The 22,785-nt window shown below is 39.1% G+C and carries 22 protein-coding genes and 1 pseudogene; 18 read left to right on the plus strand and 5 right to left on the minus strand.

What is annotated here, in order from left to right; genetic code table 11:
* Positions 1-11: 11 nt before the first annotated feature.
* Together ACZ5WS_RS16605 and ACZ5WS_RS16610 are read left to right on the plus strand one after the other, a co-directional pair.
* Positions 12-1,037, plus strand: a complete 1,026-nt coding sequence (locus ACZ5WS_RS16605; protein WP_464712039.1) for a zinc-binding dehydrogenase — start codon at positions 12-14, stop codon at positions 1,035-1,037.
* 292 nt (positions 1,038-1,329) lie between these two features.
* Positions 1,330-3,585 carry an acyl-CoA dehydrogenase gene (locus tag ACZ5WS_RS16610; RefSeq protein ID WP_138607838.1) on the plus strand — a complete coding sequence of 752 codons (2,256 nt, stop codon included), beginning with the start codon at positions 1,330-1,332 and terminating at the stop codon, positions 3,583-3,585.
* A 175-nt stretch (positions 3,586-3,760) separates the two neighbouring features.
* Here the strand turns inward: ACZ5WS_RS16610 and ACZ5WS_RS16615 are convergent.
* Positions 3,761-4,728: pseudogene (locus ACZ5WS_RS16615) on the minus strand (integron integrase).
* A gap of 272 nt (positions 4,729-5,000) precedes the next feature.
* On the opposite strand from ACZ5WS_RS16615, the gene ACZ5WS_RS16620 reads away from it, so the two are divergent.
* The 4 genes from ACZ5WS_RS16620 (at position 5,001) to ACZ5WS_RS16635 (ending at position 8,046) form a co-directional block, all read left to right on the plus strand.
* Positions 5,001-5,756 carry a hypothetical protein gene (locus ACZ5WS_RS16620; protein WP_464712040.1) on the plus strand — a complete coding sequence of 252 codons (756 nt, stop codon included), beginning with the start codon at positions 5,001-5,003 and terminating at the stop codon, positions 5,754-5,756.
* A gap of 140 nt (positions 5,757-5,896) precedes the next feature.
* Positions 5,897-6,340 (plus strand): hypothetical protein, encoded by a 444-nt coding sequence (locus ACZ5WS_RS16625; RefSeq protein WP_464712041.1) that lies wholly within the window; start codon positions 5,897-5,899, stop codon positions 6,338-6,340.
* 122 nt (positions 6,341-6,462) lie between these two features.
* Positions 6,463-7,449 (plus strand): hypothetical protein, encoded by a 987-nt coding sequence (locus ACZ5WS_RS16630; protein WP_464712042.1) that lies wholly within the window; start codon positions 6,463-6,465, stop codon positions 7,447-7,449.
* Positions 7,450-7,533: 84 nt separating this feature from the next.
* Entirely contained in the window at positions 7,534-8,046 is a 513-nt protein-coding gene (locus tag ACZ5WS_RS16635) for a hypothetical protein (RefSeq protein ID WP_464712043.1), read from the plus strand.
* Between the two features lie 28 nt (positions 8,047-8,074).
* On the opposite strand, the gene ACZ5WS_RS16640 is transcribed toward ACZ5WS_RS16635, so the two are convergent.
* Complete coding sequence (locus ACZ5WS_RS16640) at positions 8,075-9,028, minus strand: IS110 family RNA-guided transposase (protein WP_464712044.1); 954 nt, start codon at positions 9,026-9,028, stop codon at positions 8,075-8,077.
* A gap of 340 nt (positions 9,029-9,368) precedes the next feature.
* Between ACZ5WS_RS16640 and ACZ5WS_RS16645 the strand changes: the two genes are divergently transcribed.
* From ACZ5WS_RS16645 to ACZ5WS_RS16690, 10 genes are all read left to right on the plus strand, one after another.
* Positions 9,369-9,719 (plus strand): hypothetical protein, encoded by a 351-nt coding sequence (locus tag ACZ5WS_RS16645; protein ID WP_464712045.1) that lies wholly within the window; start codon positions 9,369-9,371, stop codon positions 9,717-9,719.
* Positions 9,720-9,934: 215 nt separating this feature from the next.
* Positions 9,935-10,324 (plus strand): hypothetical protein, encoded by a 390-nt coding sequence (locus ACZ5WS_RS16650; protein ID WP_464712117.1) that lies wholly within the window; start codon positions 9,935-9,937, stop codon positions 10,322-10,324.
* Positions 10,325-10,462: 138 nt separating this feature from the next.
* Entirely contained in the window at positions 10,463-10,849 is a 387-nt protein-coding gene (locus ACZ5WS_RS16655; RefSeq protein WP_138607850.1) for a hypothetical protein, read from the plus strand.
* A gap of 565 nt (positions 10,850-11,414) precedes the next feature.
* Positions 11,415-11,816, plus strand: a complete 402-nt coding sequence (locus ACZ5WS_RS16660; RefSeq protein ID WP_138607852.1) for a hypothetical protein — start codon at positions 11,415-11,417, stop codon at positions 11,814-11,816.
* A 470-nt stretch (positions 11,817-12,286) separates the two neighbouring features.
* Positions 12,287-13,249, plus strand: a complete 963-nt coding sequence (locus ACZ5WS_RS16665; protein ID WP_464712118.1) for a protein kinase family protein — start codon at positions 12,287-12,289, stop codon at positions 13,247-13,249.
* A 133-nt stretch (positions 13,250-13,382) separates the two neighbouring features.
* Positions 13,383-14,015 carry a uracil phosphoribosyltransferase gene (gene upp, locus ACZ5WS_RS16670; protein ID WP_008466150.1) on the plus strand — a complete coding sequence of 211 codons (633 nt, stop codon included), beginning with the start codon at positions 13,383-13,385 and terminating at the stop codon, positions 14,013-14,015.
* Between the two features lie 9 nt (positions 14,016-14,024).
* A complete protein-coding gene (locus ACZ5WS_RS16675) occupies positions 14,025-15,263 on the plus strand; it encodes a uracil-xanthine permease family protein (RefSeq protein ID WP_010388985.1) in 1,239 nt (412 codons plus the stop codon).
* Between the two features lie 148 nt (positions 15,264-15,411).
* Positions 15,412-17,151: an HAD-IIB family hydrolase gene (locus ACZ5WS_RS16680; protein WP_464712046.1), complete on the plus strand. Its 1,740-nt coding sequence runs from the start codon at positions 15,412-15,414 to the stop codon at positions 17,149-17,151.
* Positions 17,144-18,364: a glycosyltransferase family protein gene (locus ACZ5WS_RS16685; protein ID WP_290168188.1), complete on the plus strand. Its 1,221-nt coding sequence runs from the start codon at positions 17,144-17,146 to the stop codon at positions 18,362-18,364. The genes ACZ5WS_RS16680 and ACZ5WS_RS16685 overlap by 8 nt, the downstream gene beginning before the upstream one ends.
* Before the next feature lie 25 nt (positions 18,365-18,389).
* Positions 18,390-20,168, plus strand: coding sequence for an alpha-amylase family glycosyl hydrolase (locus ACZ5WS_RS16690; RefSeq protein WP_464712047.1), 1,779 nt, complete (start codon positions 18,390-18,392; stop codon positions 20,166-20,168).
* A gap of 76 nt (positions 20,169-20,244) precedes the next feature.
* Here ACZ5WS_RS16690 and ACZ5WS_RS16695 read toward each other — a convergent pair whose 3' ends face one another.
* Positions 20,245-21,324: an ABC transporter substrate-binding protein gene (locus tag ACZ5WS_RS16695; protein WP_464712048.1), complete on the minus strand. Its 1,080-nt coding sequence runs from the start codon at positions 21,322-21,324 to the stop codon at positions 20,245-20,247.
* A gap of 133 nt (positions 21,325-21,457) precedes the next feature.
* Here ACZ5WS_RS16695 and ACZ5WS_RS16700 point away from each other — a divergent pair, with 133 nt between their 5' ends.
* Together ACZ5WS_RS16700 and ACZ5WS_RS16705 are read left to right on the plus strand one after the other, a co-directional pair.
* Positions 21,458-21,847 carry a cytochrome b562 gene (locus ACZ5WS_RS16700; RefSeq protein WP_138607861.1) on the plus strand — a complete coding sequence of 130 codons (390 nt, stop codon included), beginning with the start codon at positions 21,458-21,460 and terminating at the stop codon, positions 21,845-21,847.
* 9 nt (positions 21,848-21,856) lie between these two features.
* Complete coding sequence (locus ACZ5WS_RS16705; RefSeq protein WP_008463841.1) at positions 21,857-22,243, plus strand: OsmC family protein; 387 nt, start codon at positions 21,857-21,859, stop codon at positions 22,241-22,243.
* 46 nt (positions 22,244-22,289) lie between these two features.
* Here ACZ5WS_RS16705 and ykgO read toward each other — a convergent pair whose 3' ends face one another.
* Positions 22,290-22,424, minus strand: coding sequence for a type B 50S ribosomal protein L36 (gene ykgO / locus ACZ5WS_RS16710; protein WP_004586489.1), 135 nt, complete (start codon positions 22,422-22,424; stop codon positions 22,290-22,292).
* On the minus strand, positions 22,421-22,687 hold the full coding sequence (locus tag ACZ5WS_RS16715; protein WP_008463845.1) for a type B 50S ribosomal protein L31: 267 nt from the start codon (positions 22,685-22,687) through the stop codon (positions 22,421-22,423). The genes ykgO and ACZ5WS_RS16715 overlap by 4 nt, the downstream gene beginning before the upstream one ends.
* Positions 22,688-22,785 lie beyond the last annotated feature (98 nt).

The following is a 22,785-nucleotide window of genomic DNA, read 5'->3' on the forward strand; positions in this document are numbered from 1 at the left end:
TAGAGTTTTTGATGCCTAATACTGTAGTTACAAACCCAAATACTATTCCTTCATCTATGCAGGCTATTGCCTTAATAGAGCCTAATGAGGATATTCACTTAGTTGATATGCAAGTACCTGTGCCTCAATGCACAGGTAATGAGCTGTTAGTAAAAGTGGAGTATGTTGGTTTAAATCCGGTGGATGCGCAATTTGCTAAATCAGGCTTTTGTCTGTGGCAATATCCGCATGTTTTAGGCTTAGATGCAGTGGGTGTGGTGGTTAAAGCGGGTAAAGGCGTATTTCCTGGTGTGGGTGAGCGTGTAATGTGGCACGCTAGTATTGGTGAGCAAGGGGTATTGAGCGAATACGCAAAAGTGCCTAATTATGCGGTGTCTATCATTCCCAAGCAATTAGCCAGTGACAAGGCTGCTACATTACCCTGCGCCGGAATGGCAGCGCTTATCAGCTTAGATAAATTAGCTGTAACGGAAGGCGACACCCTCTTTGTTGAAGGGGGCGCAGGTGCTGTAGGTCAATTTGCTATTCAATTTGCAAAGCAGCGTGGTGCCGATGTATTTACAACCGCCTCCAAGCGTAACCACAAATTGGTTAAGCAGCTAGGGGCTGATGTAGTCTTTGATTACAATGACAAAACCTTATGTGACAAAATTCGCCGAGAGCTTGGCCCACAAGGATTTGATGCCGTTATTGATATTATGGGTGGGGAATCGACCATTCAAAATATCGAGCTAATGCGTTTTTGTGGTCGTATTGCTTGTTTAAATCCACTGCCTAATTTTGAACAGCAGCTAATGTACCGTAGAGCACCCAATATTAGTATTGTATCCTTAGGTGGCGCGTGGTTAGCCAATAGCCTATGCGCGCAGCAGCGCATGAGTTTTATGGGTAATTTGTTGCTTGAAACGGTCTCTAATGGCGAAATAATTCCTCCAGAAGTATTAGCTGTTGATTTTAACGCAAAGGCTGTTTCTAGCGCATTAAACAACCAGTTAGCAGGTGGTTTTACAGGTAAACAAGTGGTTAAAATAAGCTAGGTTTACTCACATTCCCATATTTAAAAAGCGCAGCCTAATTTTAGGCTGCGCTTTTTTGTTTCTACTTTCTTACCAAATCTGTATTTACGGCGATATAGGTCTGAATTATTAAATTTTTTACAAAAAAAATAATAATTCAGCGTACAGTTGTAAGCCTTTTTATTTCAACAGTTTACGTTCAGGTAAAGAAAATAAATTGCAAAAACTGTTAATTAATTGAATAGAGTAATTGATCTAAACCGATTTTTATGACGTAATGTAGGTATTATTTATCTGGTCGGATGAGTTCGTTATGAGTTTACGTACAAAATTAAAAAAAGTATTACCAAGTATTTCAGTTACTGAGCAAGAAGCGCTAGACGCTGGCGATGTATGGCTAGAAGGGTCTATCTACCAAGGTAAACCAGATTTTAGCGCGCTACGCGATGTACCTGCGGCAAAACTAACCGCAGACGAACAAGCGTTTCTAGACGGTCCAGTACAAGAACTACTAAGCATGATTGATGATTCAGTCATTCAAAATGGTATTCATTTACCAAACGACATTTTAGAGTTTTTGAAAAAAGAGCGTTTCTTCTCGCTGATCATCCCTAAATCGTTTGGCGGTTTAGAGTTCAGCCCATACGCTAACTCAACAATTGTAGGTACTATTGCGACTAAGAGTTCAGCGGTTGCGGTAACTGTAATGGTACCAAACTCGTTAGGCCCAGGTGAGTTACTACTTCACTTTGGTACAGAGGAACAACAGGCACATTACTTACCACGTTTAGCAAATGGTACAGACATTCCATGTTTTGCATTAACCAGCCCAGAAGCAGGTTCTGACGCAGGCGGTATTCCTGATGTAGGTACTGTTACTAAAGGTATGTACAACGGCGAAGAAGTACTTGGCCTAGAGATTACGTGGGACAAGCGCTACATTACACTCGCGCCAATTGCTACTGTACTTGGTTTAGCATTTAAAGTAGTTGACCCAGATGGTCTACTAGGTGGTAAAGAAAACCTAGGTATTACTTGTGCACTTATTCCAAAAGAGCACCCAGGTGTAGAACTTGGTAATCGTCATGATCCTATGGGTATTCGTTTTTACAACGGTACTACACGTGGTAACAAAGTATTTGTACCAATGGATTTTGTTATCGGTGGTCAGAAAAATATCGGCCGTGGTTGGCAGATGCTAGTTAGCTGTTTAGGCGCAGGTCGTGGTATTTCATTACCAGCGTTGGGTGTAAGTACAGCGCAAGTGGCGTTGAAATCAGCTTCAGAATACGCAGCAGTGCGTGAGCAGTTTGGTTTATCAATTGGCCAATTTGAAGGTATTCAAGAAAAGCTAGCTGACATTGCAGGTAAAACATACCTACAAGAAGCAATGCGAGTACTGACAACTGAAGGTTTAGGCATGGGCTTAAAACCATCGGTAGTAACTGCAATCGCTAAATACCATATGACAGAGCTTGGCCGTGATGTGCTTGACTCAGCAATGGATATTCAAGCGGGTAAAGCAATTCAGAATGGTCCTCAAAACACGCTTGCTAGCGGTTATGTGGCGCAGCCAATTGCCATAACGGTAGAGGGCGCGAACATTCTTACTCGTAACCTGATGATCTTTGGTCAAGGTGTTATGCGTTGTCACCCATACTTACAATCTATGGTTGAGTCTATTCACAGCGATGACAAAAACGCAGATGCAGAATTTAACGGTATTTTACGTAAAACAATTGGCTACAGTACAGCAAACAGCTTACGTGCGTTCCGCTTAGGTGTGCTACCGTTTACCGCGAGTGCAAACTCAGCATTACCAGAAGTACGTGACTACGAAAAAGCAGTGCAAAAACTATCAGCTAAATTAGCTGTATATGCTGACTTCTCGTTACTAGTACTTGGCGGTAAATTAAAGCAAGCTGAAATGCTTTCAGCACGTTTAGGCGATGTAATGAGCTTCTTGTATGCAGCTATGGCATCTATTAAGTATTACGAGCAAAAAGTAGCAAGCAGCGAGCGTGAGCAAGCGGCTCCTTACTTCCATTATGCGACTCGTTTTGCACTACAAAGTGCAGAAGAAGCATTGCACAAGTTCTTAGATAACTTCCCTGCAAGTGGTACTCGTAAGTTCATTCGTTTCATTACTATGAACTACTCAACTAAAATGCCAAAAATCAGCGATGATTTAATCCGTGAATTAGCAAAACAAGCTCAGCTTGATACAGCATTTAAAGCGCAAATAACGCATTTAGTTAAGCCAATTGAAGGTGATGGTCATCACATCAACGAGCAAGCTTACAAAGCTAAAATGGCGTCACTTGAGCTATTAGCTAAAGTGAAAAAAGCGCTACGTGCTAAAACCTTTAAGCCGGGTACGCGTTTTTCAATCACACTTGAAAATGCACTTGCTGCAAAAGTAATTAACGACGCTGAATTTGTTCAGTTAAGTGATTACAACAAAAAGCGTGAAAAAGCGATTCGTGTTGATGAGTTCGACTTCGATATGAACATCCTAGACGACAACGCACAGCCAGTTAATCCGCTTAAAAGCGTGGTTAACCAATAAAATTCAATAATGCAAAGCGCCTGCAGTTTAGGCGCTTTTATTGATACAAAATTAGTGTGGAGTCCTGCTTGAGTAACATCAAGCGGGGCTTTTTTATGGGTTTTTCAAAGTAGAAATAGGTAGCGGTATTGGTCTTAAAGCGAATATGTATGCGTAGAGGATTAAAAAGAGACGCTTATAATCTTGAAAAAGGGCTAACAACCCCGTTAGCACCTTGTTGCAGTACATGGGTATATATTTGTTGGTTTTAACATCAGAATGGCCAAGCTGAGCTTGAACAGTTCTTATATCGGCGCCATTTTGCAGTAGATGAGTAGCAAAAGAGTGTCTTAATGTATGAGGTGTTATTATTTTTGTTAATCCTGATTTTTGGACGGCTTTTTTAACCTCTTTTCTAATACAAGAGTGATGAAAATGATGTCGTCTTATTTCACCACTTTGAGGATCTGAACTTAATATATGAGAAGGAAATAAATACTGCCACGCAAGCGATTTTGCGGCACTTGGATATTTTTTTGTTAAAGCATATGGCATCCATACGCCAGAATATTCCGTATTATTTAAATCCAGTTTTAAATAGTCATCAACGTTCAAAATTTGATTTCTCAGCATAGGTATTAGCTCTGTGGCCAGCCTAACAATGCTGTGTTTATTACCTTTTCCATTCCATACTTGAATGCATTTATAATCAAAATCAATATCTTTCACCCTTAATTGCACCGCTTCCATTACTCTTAAGCCACTTCCATACATGAGGGCTGCAATTAAATAATAGCGCTTATTTAAATGAGCCATCAACATTTTAACTTCCTCTTGGGTCATCACTACAGGGAGCTTTGCTTGTTTTTTACTATGGGCAAAATTTAAATTTAATGAGAGTTCTTTTTTTATTATGTGCTTGTATAAAAATGACAATGAATTGAGTGCGGTGGCTTGCGTACGTGGTGCAACGTTTTGCTTTAACATTAAATGTTCTAAGTAGCGTTCGACTTCATTGTCCCCCATTGAGGCGGGATGGCGTTTATTATGAAAATGGATATAAGATGCAATCCATCTTAGGTAGGTATCTACGGTGCGTAATGAATATTGACGAACTAGCATATATTCAGCTATGTAATTTAAAAATGGGGAACGTGTTTTCATACTATCACCAATAATAGTGCTGTTTATATATACAGTTTGGTTGTGATGCACACATATTCAAGAAAATGAGCGGCGAGCGCATTTTCTCTTTTATTAAGAGTTTGAGTGCTAATAAAAAATTATATATAGCAATGTGTTAAGTTATTTGGTAAAAATGATTTATAAAATAAATGAGCGTATAGTTGGCAGAAATATGCGCGATGAGCGCACTATAAAATTGTTATAGCTCAATATAAAAACTACTCTGCCACAACTTATTGAAAGGGGATTTCATGGCATTAGCAATGCGAAAGCAAGATCATATTCCTGTGAAATGTACAAACCCAGATTGTGGGTTTGAGTTTAAAGCTTTTAATTTTATTAATAGTGTGAACTCTCAAGTTACAGCCACCAACAATAGTACGAGCTGCCCCAAATGTTTTTCTAAAGCCATGTACGCTGACTTCAAAATAGATAGGCAAGGTAATATCTACATAAAGGATTTTTTTGATGATGTCCGAAAAATCAACAATGTGGAGAAGCTATCTTCAATTAAAACAAACTTAGAAGCTGCAAATGATAATTTAACAGCTGATGACTTAATTGACTCTTTAATAGGTGTAGAGCCAAATTTCAATCAATACAAAGAGTACTTTAAGTCATTACCTTTACCTGTTGTGGCCTTTTTTATAACAACCCTAATAGCTTTAATTGGTATGCTAATAGCATATCAAGCAAATGAAATATCAGATGAAAGTAACGATATAGCTCGTCAACAGCTTGAATTAAGCCGAGAAAAATTTGAATACGAAAAGGTAAAGGACAATAAAAAAGTTCAAGAAATCCAAGCTACAGAAGCTGAGTTAAAAGAAAGAAATGATCAGCTTGAACAAATACGTAAAGAATTTGAAAAACAGATAAAAGAAATAGAAAACTATAATAAACCACCCAAACTTAGACCTTTATTAAAAGCTAGCCTTAGAAATAAACCGTGTGAGTGCGGAAGTGGTAAAAAAGGTAAAAAATGCCACCCAAGAGGTTTGGCATAATGTAAATCGGCTTTGAGCTATAACAAGTCACTCAAAAGGACAAATAACAGTTGGCTGTTTGCTCCTTCGTCGCTTATTTTAGCCAACAATTATTTGTCTCTTAGTGAGGCGTTATGAGTCACTCAACACCGAGAATATGAATGGATGATAGAGTTAGAAAAATAGACACGCCTGAAAAATGCGCGATATTTGCAAAAAACTGTATCGAGCGAGGACGCGAAGACTTAGCTCAAGAGGCGAAAGAGCGAGCGGTTCAACTTCGCGCGGAAGCTTATGGCGCAGAAACACAAGCGGAGCGTGAGGCGCTTGAAGCAGTATATGCGTACGAAGAAGTATTAAGCTCCAAGAACGGCAAGAAAACCCGCGCTGGCCGCACCTGGCAAATGATTACTCGTCACGGGATCATTGGCGCTGTAGAAAGAGCTGTAAATCGCCCAACTGAAACTCAAGGCTACACTTCTCTTGTAGAAATGGGGCTAGAGGACTATGCATTTGAAAATGTCATCCTTCGCTATCCAGATCTATTCAGCGAGCAAGCAGTGAGTATTTCAAGAGAGCGCATGGAGCAGTGGCAAAACTCATAACAAGCAAAGGCAGCAACGCCCTGCGGGCTGGACGCGCTGGCGCGCGCCGCTGCTTTGGGCGTTATGCAACTAGTGCGATCAGTGAAGCTCCGCTCTAGACCAAAAAATTATGGAGACGCAACTTGGAAAGTAAACGTTTAAAGGACTTATTGACACCTCCCGAGGAAGCAAAACCATTTTGGTATCAGCAACGCGGTAGAGATTTTGAACGAATTTTAGTCCATATGTTTTCCAATGAAAATATGGACCCTAGTACGAGTATGCGCCCCTCGGGTGAAGAGATTGATGGCTCTTTTTCAATTGAAAATAGTTTTTTCTTACTAGAAGCCAAATGGCATAAGGATCCAATGCCTGCATCTTCTCTATACTCATTTAAAGGTAAAGTTGATGGGAAACTGATCGGAACTATTGGTGTTTTCTTTTCAATGTCTGATTACAGTAAAGACGCTATTGATGCATTGTTAAATGGAAAAGAACTTAACATGATTCTGTTTGGTCACACGGATCTATGCCTCATTGATGCGGGGGAAATCACTATGAGAGAAGCTATGCGCGCAAAGCTTCGTTATGCTGCAAATTATGGGCAACCTTTCTATCCCCTAGAAACATACTTAAGTGGTTCTAAACAAAGGAGTGCATCTTCAACAACTAAAGATTCGATCGCCAAAGAGTGGAATATATTAGTAGAAGGAGAGCAAGATGTGCGTACAATTCAAGCTTTACTTGATCGTTTTGAAATTGGTGCAAAATATAGCGTTATACCTGCGGGCGGCCAATTGGCAATAGCACAACTTGCTGAATCTATAAGTAAAAATAATACAGTTAAAGTAGCGGCTATTATTACACCATTGCCAACCCCTGAAAAAAAGCAAGAGCAAATAAATAAACTACAGGCTATTGGAGCTGAAGTAATAGTGTTATCTCAAGAAATTGAAGGGTGGCTAGAAAGCTTTGTTTCGGCTGATTATTACAATGCAACACTAATGCTCACAAATCGAAATGGGAAGATGGCTCGCAGGTATGCTCGCAATTCAGACTTAGATCTTCTGCTCTCAAATACTCCATCGTTTTCCACTTTAGTTGAGAAAATGAGGACAAAGAAGAAGTGATAAATTGCATAACAAACAACTCAAGCCGGCCTCTACTGCGTTCCGGCAGCTTAGCTGGGCGTTAGGCTTCACAAGGAAACTATTATGATCGGTGATTTCTTAAAATTAATTGATAAAGCGATAGAGTTGGTTAATATCAGGCAAAAGAATGATAGAGAATTTTTTCAGCTCATATTGAAGCCTCTTTTTGCTGAGTTTGAAGTCGCCGCAAAGGGGTACTTTGAGCTATTTAGGTCTTGTGGTGACTCCAAAGAAGAACTCATGTCTATCCGAGATGGATATATTCAAATACGAATGAAAGTAACAAGCCTAACGGAGAAGTATCGAGCTTTAAGTAAGTCGGATGATGTAGGCGAATTTTTTGAACTGATAGAAGCTTTTTTCTTCAGTTCAATTAAATCTAGGGATCCTGAATACGTGCCATGTCGTTCAGATGGAATGGAGTATATTGATCTAGTTACTGGAAAGGTAGGCTTCGAGGAGTTTAGAAAAATAGAAAATCTTCAAAATCAACTAGAAATAAAGTGGCAGTCCGTAGTTAAACAATATGCTGAATTACAGATTAAATATGAGCTACCTACAGGGTTCAAAGCCTAACAAGTGACTATGGTGTCAATTCCTAATTTTAAACTATTTTAGGATCCCACATGACACCATCCCTCACCATAGAATTTATGATCACTACCAGCTTTCGTATACACGCAATAATGGCCACTTTTTTAGGCTTTCCTGCTTTGACCATACGTTGATAAAGGTCTTTAAATTTAGAGTTGCACTGAATGGCTGACATCATCGCCATATACATGGCGGTTCTTATTTTAGGTCGGCCGCCACGTATCATTCGCTTACCTTGATACACGCCACTTTCACGATTAAATGGGGCTACACCCACTAAAGAAGCTGCCTCTTTGTTGTTCACATAACCTAACTCAGGCATATCACTAAGTAAGTTAAACGCGACCACATTGCCAACACCAGGCACACTTTGGATAATGGCATTTTTTGCTTTGTATTCGTCACATTGTTCAATCAGTTTTTGAAGTTTTAAATCGACTTTATCTATTTGGTTTTTCAGTGTAGTTAAGATAGGTTTTATGAGTGACGATAGTGTTTTTGGCATTATTTGAGAGCGATTTTTCTCCATCGTTTGCATATCCGTTAACTGGCGTCTTCTCGAGAGTAAATCGCTCATCAAGCGCATTTGCTCTGGCTTTAAAGATGATAAAGGCGGTTTAATCGCTTCACCAAAGTGAGCAATAAGTTGTGCATCAAGTTTATCCGTTTTTGCTTTTTGGCCGATAGCGCCTGCGAAGCGTTTTATGTTCACGGGATTAGCAACAACGAAGGGAATATTCGCCTCAGCGCAGGCTATAATAAAAGGCTGTTCAAGACGTCCAGTCGCCTCAATAGTGACGCGCGTTACGGGGTGTTTTTTTAAGATTTGAATGGCGTGTTTAATGCCACATTGATTGTTTTCTTCAGTAAAGTAAATGTCTAAAGGCCTGATATAAATATCGAGTTGTTTTTTACCTGTATCGACACCGACGTTAATTTCATTTTGATTATTTTTTGTATTCATAATAAGCTGACTCTGCCTTGCTATTCGGGCTCGAGGCCCCGTTGACTATCCGAGTTTAATGCTTGGAGTTTATACAGCGTTCTAACTTGTTACCGGTCTCTCAATAGAGGAGCCTTCAATCAATCGAACTACTGTATAAAAGGCTTTGGTTGCACCAAAGCTTGGGCCTCACATTACCCGAACTAGGTTAAAATAATAATTAATTTATGGGTTTATTATCCATACAAGTCATTCAAAAGGACAAAAAACAGTTGGTTTTTGCTCCTTCGTCGCTTATTTTAACCAACTACTTTTAGCCTCTTAATGAGGCGTTATGTGCCAGTGCAAAATGGAGTTAGCATTGAACTTTAGTATTCAATCCAAATTATTAATTAGTGCAGGTATTATAGCCTCTGCTTCTGCAATCTGGCACCTACTCTGTATATTTGGTGGCCCTAGTTGGTTTGTATTTGCTCGGGCACCTCAACAAATTATCGACTCTGCGGTTCAAAGAACTTTACTTGCTCCAATTGGAACTATGATCGTAGCAAGTTTAATGTTTGCTTGTACTATTTTTGCTTTTTCTGCGGTTGGTTTAATTCGCAAAGTTCCTCTGCTTAAATCAGCTTTAATTATCATTGCTGTGCTTTGTACGTTGCGTGGTTTAATTGCTATTCCAACCTTTGTTGCTTCTTCGGGTTTAGATATTTGACAAATTGTAGCAAGCAGCATTTGGTTTTATGTTGGCGTTTGTTTTATCGCTGGTAGTATAGAACAATATAGGCTTGGAAAATCAGGCACATAACAAGCTGATTAAGCGGGAAAGATTACAGTTGGCTGGTTCCACTCCGCTTCACATTTTAGCCAACTACAATTTGCCCCTTAACAGGGCGTTATGCCATTAGGAGAGAACTTATGTTGAGAAGGATGTCTTTGATATTGCTGGTTTGTACATTCGGTGCCCATTCAGGTGAAGAGGTACTTTCTATTGATAGAGTTGTACCTAATAGTTTTAATTTAGCCTTTCCAAATGAATCAAACACTCAGCCAGAGCAGAGTGATTTTAGTGTAAATAATTTTGTATTAATGAGTAATGATTCTGGTGAGCGTTGGGCGGTAGTAACTTTGACTAATATGGCATCAGGTCGACGAAGCCTAACTAACAAACACCTAATGGCTATCGTTGCAGATGGGCAACGAATTGCGCCATTGGAGTTTTTACAATCATTCAAAGCAGATGAGACACTATCGTTAACTATCAACTTTGGTGAAAGTAAGTTTCCTTTGCTATCAATATATTCAAGGTCTGGCAAATAACAAAACCATCAATGCACTCGCAGGCTCGTTGGATATCAAAACTATACGGCGATTGAGTTTGGTGCTCTGCATAATTTAACCAAATTGCTGTTACGTTTTTGTGCCCTATATGTGGGTTTATGTGTACAAGGAGGCAAAGTGAATATCAGACATATTTTATTACTCGTTATCATCTTATTTATATCTGGTTGTACTACGTCAGGCCAGCTTTATTATGTTGATGCTAAAGGTAATGAGAAACTTGGTTGTGATGTAGAATTTATAGGTATGCCAAGTGTTGATAAATTTGCTGTTGAATATGCTTTAAGCCTTTGCGCTAAAAGCATTGTTAAAAAAGGCGGCGTGATTCAGGAAGAACACCTTTTAATGGTTGATACAGCCATTCCCTTAGCCCCATGTGAAAAGGGTTGGACTCACGAATTAGCTAAGCAACAATATCAGTCTAAAAAGTTAACTAAGAAAGAGTATGGCTATATTGTTGCAAATATAGATTTAGGTTTAGCAACGGTCAACAACTGCAAATAACAGGCGGTTTGAGCACTAAAAACAAAAGCACACACCTATCTCAAATTATGTACTGTCAATGCTTTAAGGAAGTATAAACAGCAAGCAGCGTGTTATACCGCAAACACATCGACAATATCCACCTTCCTTTGCTAGAGCGAGTCAATTTTAGTTTTAGAATGGTTATTTAGTTATTTAGTTATTTAGTTATTTAGTTATTTAGTTATTTAGCTATTTAGTTATTTAGCTATTTAGAGCTGAAACTAGAGCATATATAGCGATAAGAAGCTAGTTACAGAGCTTAATAGTAAATTTTGTGACACAGGTTCAATAGATAGTTAAAGTGGGTGTTTTTATATGTTCTATTAGGTGGGTGTCTTTATATGTTCTATTTATGTGTTCTATTACAAACTAATTCTGGCTATGAATTAAGCTAACCCGCGAAAAGCGGTGGCTAACAACGTTTGAGAGTTAGAATGTCTAGCTGTTCTTATTTGTAATAGCCTGTAATATTTATTTTCCGCTTCTTTCCTAAACTTTATTTGTACATTTTGTACTTAATTTTGATTAATGTGAGGAAAAGAAAATGGCGGATATTAATATAAGTGAAAATGACGGACTTTTTTCTATAACGCTAGATATTTGGGAGTGGACTGGCTTGACAGTTAATGGTGATCAATTAAACCCAATTAATCGAGGTAATATACAGTACCAATATAACCAAGAGAGTTCAGGGCCTATTCACTTTGTTGCAACTGCGAATCAATATATTGTACTTGTGAATCCTGCAAATATTCTATACATGAAAAGCTCTGATGAAAATAAAACGTATATGTGTGTGATAAGCTATCAAGAAACGGAAAATCCAAAAGTTGTATCTTTGCACGGTGTCATACATACCCTTAATTATGTGGTTCCTGACGCAAAAAATAGTCCTCTCGGGTTTAGTCAGGGGAGAATGAGTGGTACTTTTCAAATTACATCGTAGCTAATATTTGTAATCTTAACTCTGTCAATAGACTCCAGTGTTCTCTTTGACCGTTTTTATACAGGAACGGTCAATTCTAAATCAACAAATAAATTCGTTTACTTTGTCTGTTAAGTAAGTAGCTTACGGCAAACACAAATGGTGTGCGTTACGCAGTAATCTTTTATTGCGATCTCACCGCAGCTAGACTCTTACCATATCCCCTCGGAAAGACTGGGGTACTAGACATTCATTGGTTAATCTAATCATGGCACCATCTTTAATTTTGTACTTTTAATGGTTTCAAATTATGTTTTAGGCTTTATGAATAATGCATAGGCTTTGCCATAGCAATTGCAAAAAAAACGACAGGTTAGATTGGTTATTAACACTGTATTTCATGTTGTGCGCGAAGGGTTTTTTATTAAGACCTTTTATTTAAAACACCGTCTAATGTTAAACTAACTAAAATTTAGCAACCTAATATGGCTATGTCTTTTTATCTTCCATTACTTACCCCGTATTTTGAGCGTGTAGCCATTGGCAAAACCCTAACCTCGCTTTGGAGTGGCTGTGGTCAAATTGTGAAGTGCCAACTTGATGAGCAAGCCTGTGTGATTAAAGCGATTAAAGTACCCGATCATATTAATCACCCTAAAATTAAGCAAAGCAACTTTGCGCTGAATAGAAAGCGTGACTCTTACCACGTTGAATATACGTTTTATCAGCAATTTAGCCATAAGCTGCCCAAGCAAGCTGCAGCTATTGAATGCATTAAAGCAATCAACAAGGGCGATGAGTTTGCCTTGGTGTTTAAAGATTTTTCAAAGCAGGGGTACAGCCAAGCAACCACCGAAAATATAAAAGCCATATTAAAGTGGTTGGCACATTTTCATGCCTTTCATTTAAATGCCTTTCATTTAAATACAGAGTTTGATGGTTTATGGGCGCAAGGAAGCTATTGGCATTTGGGTACACGCCCTGATGAATTTAATAACTTACCTGAAAAGTCCGATATTAAACAGGCTGCATTACTGTTAAACGGCGCATTAAAGCAGTGTGATTATAAAACGTTAATTCATGGTGATGCCAAGCTTGCTAACTTTGCCGCTAATAGCCAAGGGCATATTCTCGGTTACGATTTTCAATATGTGGGTGCGGGTGTTGGGGTGATTGATGTAATGTATTTTATGACCAGTTGTATGGATGATTCTGAGCTTCATAAACACGCACAGAGCTACCTCGACTATTACTTTAGCCAATTGAAGCATGCTCTGAGTGACTATCAACCACACATTAATGCTGATGATGTTGTTACACAATGGGCTCATTTATGGCCAGTGGCATGGGCAGACTTTTATCGGTTTTTACTTGGGTGGAGCCCAGAACACAAAAAGGTTAACAGCTACATGCGCGCTCAGGTAAATAATTGGTTAGCGAGTAACAACTCATAAACACAAAAATCTTTATAGTTGTGGCTAAATTAAATATTTTGGCACGAACTATGAAATCAAGACTAAAATTAACAGTCAAACGGCCTGTTTTAATATAAAATATGTCAAATTTTTTATCACTAGGTTTATTACTATGGCTATTCACGTTATTTCTCATCCCCTTGTTCAACATAAGTTAGGTTTAATGCGCGCGCATGGAATTAGCACGAAAAGTTTTCGTGAGTTGTGTTCAGAAGTGGGCACATTATTAACTTACGAAGCCACTAAAAACCTAGAATTAGAAGATAACGAAATTACAGGCTGGGACGGTAATAAACTTAAAGTTGAGCACATTAAGGGTAAAAAAATTACCGTGGTGCCAATTTTACGTGCGGGCCTTGGTATGATGGACGGCGTAATGTCGTTACTCCCAGCGGCTAAAGTGAGTGTAGTGGGTTTAGAGCGTAACGAAGAAACTCTTGAGCCAGTTCCCTACTTTGAAAAACTAGTGGGTAATATTGATGAGCGTTTAAGCTTAGTGATTGACCCAATGCTGGCTACTGGTGGTTCTATGATCGCCACCATTGATATGCTTAAAAAAGCAGGCTGTAAAGAAATTAAAGTAATTGTACTGGTTGCTGCACCTGAGGGCGTTGAAAAAACATTAGCCGCTCACCCTGATATTGAGATTTTTACTGCCTCAGTTGATAGCCATTTAAATGAAAAAGGTTACATCATCCCAGGGCTTGGCGATGCAGGTGACAAAATTTTCGGTACGGTTTACTAAGGTTTAGCAGTGCAAAATAATTCTACATTTTCTATAAAAACCATTCTAACCGGTGCCCAAATGCTATTTGTTGCATTTGGTGCATTGGTACTAGTGCCTATTTTAACCGGCCTAGATCCTAGCGTAGCCTTGTTTACCGCTGGTTTAGGTACTTTGTTGTTTCAATTTGTGACTAAAGGCCAAGTGCCTATTTTTTTAGCTTCGTCATTTGCGTTTATTGCACCCATTATTGCCTCAGTACAAATGTGGGGTATACCCGCCACTATGGGTGGTTTAATGGCGGCGGGCTTTACTTATATGCTATTAAGTTTATTGGTGAAGTTTAAAGGTACAAAAACCTTACATAAAATTTTGCCGCCAATTGTGGTAGGCCCAGTGATTATGGTGATTGGTCTAGCGCTTGCGCCTGCGGCGGTTAATATGGCCATGGGTAAAAGTGGCGATGGTGGCACACAAATTATTGCCTACGACAGTGCTATTATTATCTCTATGTTCTCATTGCTCGTTACTTTAGTGTTTGCCGTGTGGGGTAAAGGGGTATTTAAATTAATACCTATTTTAGCCGGTGTTGTTGCCGGTTACACGCTATCGTTATTTATGGGTATAGTGCAATTTGAGGCCGTAAGTAATGCACAGTGGTTGGCTGTGCCAAACTTTGTGTTACCAGAGTTTAAATGGCAAGCCATATTATTTATGGTGCCGGTGGCAATTGCGCCTGCTATTGAACACATTGGCGATATGATGGCAATTAGCCAAGTTACAAAAAAAGATTATTTGAAAAAACCAGGGCTACATCGCACTTTATTTGGTGATGGTTTAGCCACTTCTGCCGCATCCTTATTTGGCGGCCCACCTAATACCACTTACTCAGAGGTAACTGGTGCGGTAATGCTTACTAAAAACTTTAACCCTAAAGTAATGATGTGGACTGCCATTATCGCAATTTGCTTAGCATTTGTTGCTAAAATGGGCGCTAGTTTGCAAACCATTCCGGTGCCAGTAATGGGTGGAATAATGATTTTATTATTTGGCTCTATTGCGGTTATTGGTTTAAACACCTTAGTTAAATCGGGCGATGACTTAAGTGAGCCGCGCAATTTAAGTATTGTGGCACTTATTTTAATTTGTGGTATTGGTGGTATGTACATAGGTAGTAGTGAGTTCAGCCTAGAAGGTGTGAGCTTATGTGCTATTTTAGGCATAGTATTAAACTTAGTATTACCCAAAGCACAGAGCGACCAGAGTTAAGTTTGCACTGTGGTTAAAAATATTGCACCAAAAAAGCGCATTTTAAATGCGCTTTTTTTTTAACCTACTAAAAAGTAACAATAAATAATATTGGTCTAGTAACTGCATTTCCTTAGTCATACCCTATAGTTGACTCAGGGATTGTTATATGGAGATCAAGAGTGTGGATATAAATGCTTTTTTAGTAAAACACCAACTGCCGTTGAAATATCAGTATATTAGCGAGCAGTATTTTTCTGCTATTGCGCAGGACATTCTAACCAGTAAAAAAACAGCCCCTATATTTGTCGCAATTAATGGCTGCCAAGGCTCAGGAAAAACCACACTTGGTGATTATTTAGTAACTTGGTTTAGCCAAAATACCCACCTAAACTGTGTTGCGCTTTCTATTGATGACTTTTATTTATCAACTCAAAAACGCCAACAGTTAGCGCAAGATGTGCATTGTTTATTCGCCACTAGAGGCGTTCCGGGTACACATGATGTTGCCCTTATGGATAAAACCATTAGTCGCTTGTTAAATAAAGAGGTTAATGTACCGCTGCCACGTTTTGACAAACAACAAGATGAACCCGTAGCAAAAAATAAATGGTTAACTAATAGTCAGCCGGTCGATATTGTTATTTTAGAAGGGTGGTGTGTAGCCAGTGAACCACAGCAGCCTTTTACGCTAGTTGAGCCTATTAACGAGCTAGAAAAATCATACGATCAACAAGGATTATGGCGTCGCTGTATTAACAGCTGTTTAGCCAATGAATATAAAACCGTTTTTGATAAAATCGATTACATAATTATGCTCAAAGCCCCGAGTTTTGATGATGTGTTTGCGTGGCGACAAGAGCAAGAACACAAGTTAATTGCCAAACAAGGGCAGGGCGCAGGCACTATGACTGATGAGCAGTTATTGTGGTTTATTTCTCATTTTGAACGCATCACGCGTGAAAACCTCAACACCCTTAGTGCTAAAGCAAATGCACTTATAGAGCTCGATAGTAATCGAGATGTAACTGCGATGGTGCTTACAAGCGATAGTATTGTACAACCTATCATTTTTACCGATTTAGATGGCACATTACTCAATCACAGAGATTACAACACCGATGCGGTAGATACCTTATTACAAGAGCTGCAATACAGCGGTGTACCTGTGGTATTTAATACCAGCAAAACATTTAGTGAAGTAGTTGCACTGCAACAAGCGCTTAATATTACACAGCCTTTCATTGTTGAAAATGGCTCGGCTGTTTATATTCCTAAAAATTATTTTAATCTCAGGCCAATTGGCTGCAGCGAATACCAAGGCTACTGGTGTTACTCGTTTGCTGCACCCATTAGCAATTTATGGACTGATTTAAAACGCTTAAAAAAAGACTACGGCGACCAATATAGTTTGTTTAGTGAGCTGACCAGTGAGCAGGTAATGAAAATGACAGGATTAAACCAGCTACAAGCAACGCAAGCACAAACCCGTCAATACTCAGATCCGCTCTGCTGGCATGGCGATGAGCAGCAACTAAATGAATTTATCAATGCGATATCAGTATATGGCTACGAGGTTAAAGTAGGCGGGCGCTTTGTTCACATTGGAAAAAATACCGATAAAAGCATGGCTCAGCAATGGTTAGTGCAGCAGTTTAATACGCAGTTTACTAAAGCGCTGAGCATTATTGCGCTAGGGGATAGTGAAAACGATAAGCAAATGCTAGAAGAGGCTGATATCGCCATCATCATTACCAATCCAGAGAGTAAAAAGCCAGTTAAATTAACCTATAACAAAGCGCGCTATTCTCAATTGCCGGCACCACTAGGCTGGGTTGAAGAAATTACAGCACTACCTTGTATTAACAGTATTTTACCCAGTTCTGAGGAGTATAGTTTACATGGCTGATTTTTATCAAAATGGCATTATTACAACACTACATAACATTGCTAATAGACCCGTAGACGATTTAGAAAAAGAGTTGCTTGGCTTTAGTAAACAGCGACCAATGGGGCTTATATTGCCTTCATTATTTAGTGAGTTAGAAGGCCCTGCTTTACAAAACATTGTCAAAGAGCTGCAACAAGTACCGTATTTATCGCAAATAACTATAGGCTTAGACAGAGCCGACGAAAGCCAGTATCGCTATGCATTGAACTTTTTTAAATCGCTTGATCAAAACCATAAAGTGTTGTGGAACGATGGCCCACGTTTGCAGGCGCTCGATAAAGAGCTTCAAGCTTTAGGTGTGGCGCCACGCGAGCTCGGTAAAGGCCGTAATGTGTGGTATTGCATGGGCTATAAACTCGCTACCGCGGAGGTTGAGTCAATAGCACTACATGATTGCGATATTTTAACTTATGACCGAGGCTTATTAGCGCGATTAATTTATCCCGTTGCACATCCTCGATTTAACTATGAATTTTGTAAAGGCTTTTACCCGCGTACTGCCAATGGAAAAATAAATGGTCGAGTATCGCGTTTACTGGTTACTCCGTTATTACGCTCGTTTAAAACCATATTAGGCAGCAGAGACTACCTTGAGTATATGGACTCGTTTCGTTACCCATTAGCCGGTGAATTTTCGTTTAGACGCGATGTATTAAACGATATTCGTATTCCTAGTGACTGGGGATTAGAAATTGGCGTATTAAGCGAGATGTACCGTAATTACTCCCATAACCGCTTATGCCAAGTTGATATTGCCGATAACTACGATCATAAACACCAAGAATTATCGCTGGACGACCAAACTGCTGGCCTTTCTAAAATGTCGATTGATATAACCAAAGCGTTATTTAGAAAGCTAGCGACTCAGGGGGTTACCTTTACCAGCGAAACCATACGTTCATTAAAAGCGACATATTACCGCATTGGTTTAGACTTTATTGAAACCTATCATAATGATGCGTTAATGAACGGCTTAACACTTGATATTCATCAGGAAGAAAAAGCGGTAGAAATGTTTGCACAAAATATTATGAATGCAGGCCAACACTTTTTAGAAAACCCAATGGAAGCGCCATTTGTGCCGAGTTGGAACCGTGTAGCTTCGGCGATGCCCGATGTACTAGAGCGTTTAAAAGAAGCCGTTGAGCTTGATAACGAACAATACAGTTAAATTGGTATACTTAAACGAGGCGCCTGTGGACATAGTTAGGGAACAGTTTTTTCAACGAGTCGAACAACATTTACATACTATTTATCAAGGGGTTGAGTTACCTATGCCGGTAGCTGAGTTGGCTGAAGAATTAATCACCTTGATATTGAGTAATAACCCACTTCGAGATCCTACGCCGCACACTAATCGCTGGGATGAACAAGATATTATTTTAATTGCCTATGGCGATTCTATTATAAATCATGAAGACAGTGAGTTAGCAGTTGGAACTCCCCTAGAGGCGCCGTTAAAAACCTTGCATCGCTTTATAAAAGAGCAGTGCGATCACCAGCTTAATGCACTGCATATTTTACCTTTTTATCCGTACAGCTCAGATGAAGGATTTGCGGTAATGAACTATGCGCAAGTTAATGAAGCGCTGGGCGACTGGCAAGACATTAACGCGATTGCAAAAGATGTAAAGTTAATGGCGGATTTAGTGATTAATCATTGTTCTAGCCGAAGCCTTTGGTTTGAAAACTTTTTAACCGATACTCACCCAGGGAAAGACTACTTTAAAACAGCCAGTTTAACTGATGATTTAAGCCAAGTAGTGCGCCCACGAACCTCGCCATTATTACATACGGTAGCCACAGCAAGCGGTGATAAGCATGTATGGTGTACATTTAGTCATGATCAGGTGGATTTTAATTTTGAAAACACTGAGGTTTTAAAAGAGTTTGTTGGCATTATTCGCCATTATTTAGATAACGGTATTCGCTTGTTTCGCCTTGATGCTGTGGCCTTTTTATGGAAACAACTTAATACCAGTTGTATAAACTTGCCACAAACTCATGAAGTGGTGCGTTTACTGCGAACGCTGATTGAGCATGCTGAGCCCAGTGTGGTGATTATTACCGAAACCAATATTCCTAATCAAGAAAACCTATCTTACTTTGGTAATGCCAACGAAGCCCATGCAATTTATAACTTTGCTTTGCCGCCGTTGTTATTGCACACTTTACTTAGCGGTGATAGTACGGCGCTCAAGCACTGGATGATGAGCATGCCGCCAGCGCAAAACGGTACCGCATATTTTAATTTTATAGCCTCTCATGATGGCATTGGTTTGAGGCCAATTGAAGGCTTATTACAACCGAGTGAAGTTGCTTCGTTAGTAAGCACGACCATGCAATTTGGGGGGCGTGTTTCAATGCGCACCAGTCACGATGGCACACATACCCCTTATGAGCTAAATATTGCCTTATTTGATGCCCTACAAGGGACGCATAACGGCGCAGATAAATATGGCCTTGAGCGTTTCTTGTGTGCCCATTCCATTATGTTTGCAATGGAAGGAATACCGGGGATATATATTCACAGTTTACTTGGCACAACTAATGACTATGAACGTTTTGAAAATTCGCAGCATAATCGCGCAATTAACCGCCATCGCTGGCAAGAATCAAAATTATTAGCGGCGATTGAAGAAAAATATAGCCATCATCATCAGGTGTTCAAGGGAATAAAACAGTTATTAGCTGTGCGTAAAAGGCAAGCAGCATTCCATCCTAATGCCACACAATTTACTTTGCACTTAGGCGAGGGGTTATTTGGTTTTTGGCGACAAAGTATAGACCGCCAACAAAGCATTTTTTGTGTTTATAATATTAGCAGTCAGCCACAAAGCTTAACCTTAGCCGATTTAAACTTAATAAACACTCAGCAATGGGTTGAGCTAATTTCTAAAACAACACTCGATGACGCGCTACAAACCATGCAGTTAGCACCCTATCAAACGCTTTGGTTATCTAATAGGGCATAGATAGCATTAATAAAATAGACAATATACATTCAGAGTTTTAAATAAAATAACTGCATTGTAAAGGGGCTTTACAGTGCTATTGCTCAAGCGCTAAAAGTAGATTTTCTATGGTAAATTCATACCAGTCAGCGCGTGTTTTACTAAACTGTATAAAGTTTATTTCTGCAAGGCCAGTAGTATTTATCGCCTTGTATAAGGGGGTGTTTTCCTCAGTAAGCGGGTCAAAAATATCAGCTGTACGATGAAGCAAAGGACTAAGTTTTGGTTGAGTATGGTTGTCGAACAAATTAACTAGGGCATAAGCACCTAGTAACACATGACCTCCAATAGATACATCAAGTCCTGATTTATTACTTGGTGGAACCTCCCAGTTAATACCGCCCACAATAACCTGAGATTGCATGTTTAGCTGTTTTAATGCCCTTTTTGCGCCAAAAGCAATGGCATCATTCGCACACCAAATAATGTTAATTTCAGGGGCTTGCTGCATATACGCTAAGGTTTTTGTAAACCCTTCTTGTTCAGACCAATTGGCAACCTCTTTAGCGGTTAAGGTGACTTGCGGTGTTTGCGTTAAAAAATCCATTAACCCTTGTGTGCGCATAATAGAAGCAGGCGTTGCATAGTCGCCTAATAACGCCAATATATGTGCGCTAGTTGTTGTTTTATTGGTAAACTTTTTATAAAGCTGCTGCATCAATGATTTACCTGCAACGCGATTATTTGGGGTAATACTACCGACTATGTTAGTGCCATTTTCACGTAACATATCAAGTGATGCAGGTGAGGGACGATTTAATAAAAAATAAATCGGGACATGTTTACTGTCTATTTTAGAGAGGTACTTACTGGTAACATTTTTTTCGTTTACGAGGATAAGGTAATCGGGCTTATCATCTATAGCCTGCTGAATCAGCTCTTTCATTAAAATATGATTTCGATTTGCGTATTCTATCGTTAATGTCACATCTAAATCAGTGGCTGCATTTTGCATTATTTTAGAAACATCAAACCAAAAGTTTCCGGTTTTGTTTTGTGCATTTTCAGAGTCGGAAAAACCAGGATTAATAAATATGACTTCTAGGGCATAAGCACTATAACTACCCAACAGAAGGCAGGTAAATGTTAGCAGGCGGTATAATTTAAACAAGGACATACATTTCTCTATAAACTTTCTAAAGCTCAATTTATCCTTGCTAAAGTACTCCGTGGTGACATCTAGGCGTTATGCTATATAATACCTCAGTAAGTTTAGCATGTATGCAACAATTATTTTTTAGGGTGTATTAATGAAAGCAGTTTTGTTGTTAATGGTATTAATATTTAGTCAAACAGTTGCCGCAAATGAAATGAGCGACTTAGAAAAAACCATGAAAAACATTGGGCTTGCTTATAAACAAAGTGTTGAAGCAACCCAGTTAGCAGAATTTAATGGCGCTATTGATGAATTTATTAAATTGATAGAGCAAAGTAAGCAAGCCAAGTTTTATAAAGAAGCTGAAAAGTCGGTGCAAGGGTTAGATAAGGTACTTACTCAAGCCCAGTTAGCCAAAAAAGTAGCGAACGAGCAAGGGCTTGAGGCGGCAAAAAAACCACTCAAAGCAATTGATAATTTACGCAAAAAATATCACAAATTACATGAGCCTCCAGGCTTTTTTGAATTATTGTTTGGAAAATAAGGAATAGTAATGGAAATTTCGGTTTCAATGTTAGACGGTCAAAAATTAAGTGCTAAGTTTGGTGAGCATGAAGTTATAAGCGATCAAAGCATAAACGCTGGTGGTGATGCAGAACATCCAGAACCGTTTGACTATTTTTTAGTAAGCATGGTGTTGTGTGCTGGTTTTTATGCGCGTAAATTTTGTCAGCAAAGAGAGATCTCTACCGAAGGGATGACACTGACACAAAATAACGAAAATGTAGATGAAAACGGTAAGAAGCTTTTTTCAATCGAAATTGGCTTGCCAGAAGGTTTCCCAGCTAAATATAAAAAAGCACTGATTGCTGCGGTAAATACATGTACCGTGAAAAAGGTTATTCAAGCAGTACCTGAGTTTTCTGTTGTAGTTAAATAGACCCTAATAATAATGCCGAGTATAAACTCGGCATTATTTTATCTTGCTACTTTTTCTTCATACCCTGCACAGCTTTAAATCTAGGGTTATCTTTACATATCACGAATACTCGCCCTTTGCGCTTTACAATTTGACAACCTGGTCGTTGTTTTGCACTTTTTAATGAACTTAAAACTTTCATTTGCTTTCCTTTTTAGCAGTAGAGAGGTTTTTAAACCGACGATTAAATTGCGCAACGCGTCCATCAGTAGCGAGCGTTTTTTGTTTGCCGGTATAAAATGGATGTGAGTCACTTGAGACATCAATAGGAACATAAGGGTATGTTTTACCCTCAATTTCTATGGTGCGATTGGTTTTAATGGTTGAACCAATAATAAAGTAAGAATCAGCTGCAGTATCATGAAAAGCAACCACATGGTAATCAGGGTGAATATTGGGCTTCATAAAATGCCTTTAATGTTATGTGATAGTATATCATTTAATTTAACGTATTTATTTTCCCTTTGCAAATCATTTTAGATAGCCTTAAACGCAGTGTAATT

It is taken from the genome of Pseudoalteromonas sp. 11L1 (genome assembly GCF_055397545.1).

Excerpts from the sequence above, each read along its gene's own strand:
- ACZ5WS_RS16605 (WP_464712039.1), top strand. The coding sequence starts at position 12 with ATGCCTAATACTGTAGTTACAAACCCAAATACTATTCCTTCATCTATG.
- ACZ5WS_RS16610 (WP_138607838.1), top strand. The coding sequence starts at position 1,330 with ATGAGTTTACGTACAAAATTAAAAAAAGTATTACCAAGTATTTCAGTT.
- ACZ5WS_RS16620 (WP_464712040.1), top strand. The coding sequence starts at position 5,001 with ATGGCATTAGCAATGCGAAAGCAAGATCATATTCCTGTGAAATGTACA.
- ACZ5WS_RS16625 (WP_464712041.1), top strand. The coding sequence starts at position 5,897 with ATGGATGATAGAGTTAGAAAAATAGACACGCCTGAAAAATGCGCGATA.
- ACZ5WS_RS16635 (WP_464712043.1), top strand. The coding sequence starts at position 7,534 with ATGATCGGTGATTTCTTAAAATTAATTGATAAAGCGATAGAGTTGGTT.
- ACZ5WS_RS16640 (WP_464712044.1), bottom strand. The coding sequence starts at position 9,028 with ATGAATACAAAAAATAATCAAAATGAAATTAACGTCGGTGTCGATACA.
- ACZ5WS_RS16650 (WP_464712117.1), top strand. The coding sequence starts at position 9,935 with ATGTCTTTGATATTGCTGGTTTGTACATTCGGTGCCCATTCAGGTGAA.
- ACZ5WS_RS16660 (WP_138607852.1), top strand. The coding sequence starts at position 11,415 with ATGGCGGATATTAATATAAGTGAAAATGACGGACTTTTTTCTATAACG.
- ACZ5WS_RS16665 (WP_464712118.1), top strand. The coding sequence starts at position 12,287 with ATGTCTTTTTATCTTCCATTACTTACCCCGTATTTTGAGCGTGTAGCC.
- upp (WP_008466150.1), top strand. The coding sequence starts at position 13,383 with ATGGCTATTCACGTTATTTCTCATCCCCTTGTTCAACATAAGTTAGGT.
- ACZ5WS_RS16680 (WP_464712046.1), top strand. The coding sequence starts at position 15,412 with ATGGAGATCAAGAGTGTGGATATAAATGCTTTTTTAGTAAAACACCAA.
- ACZ5WS_RS16685 (WP_290168188.1), top strand. The coding sequence starts at position 17,144 with ATGGCTGATTTTTATCAAAATGGCATTATTACAACACTACATAACATT.
- ACZ5WS_RS16695 (WP_464712048.1), bottom strand. The coding sequence starts at position 21,324 with ATGTCCTTGTTTAAATTATACCGCCTGCTAACATTTACCTGCCTTCTG.
- ACZ5WS_RS16700 (WP_138607861.1), top strand. The coding sequence starts at position 21,458 with ATGAAAGCAGTTTTGTTGTTAATGGTATTAATATTTAGTCAAACAGTT.
- ACZ5WS_RS16705 (WP_008463841.1), top strand. The coding sequence starts at position 21,857 with ATGGAAATTTCGGTTTCAATGTTAGACGGTCAAAAATTAAGTGCTAAG.
- ykgO (WP_004586489.1), bottom strand. The coding sequence starts at position 22,424 with ATGAAAGTTTTAAGTTCATTAAAAAGTGCAAAACAACGACCAGGTTGT.
- ACZ5WS_RS16715 (WP_008463845.1), bottom strand. The coding sequence starts at position 22,687 with ATGAAGCCCAATATTCACCCTGATTACCATGTGGTTGCTTTTCATGAT.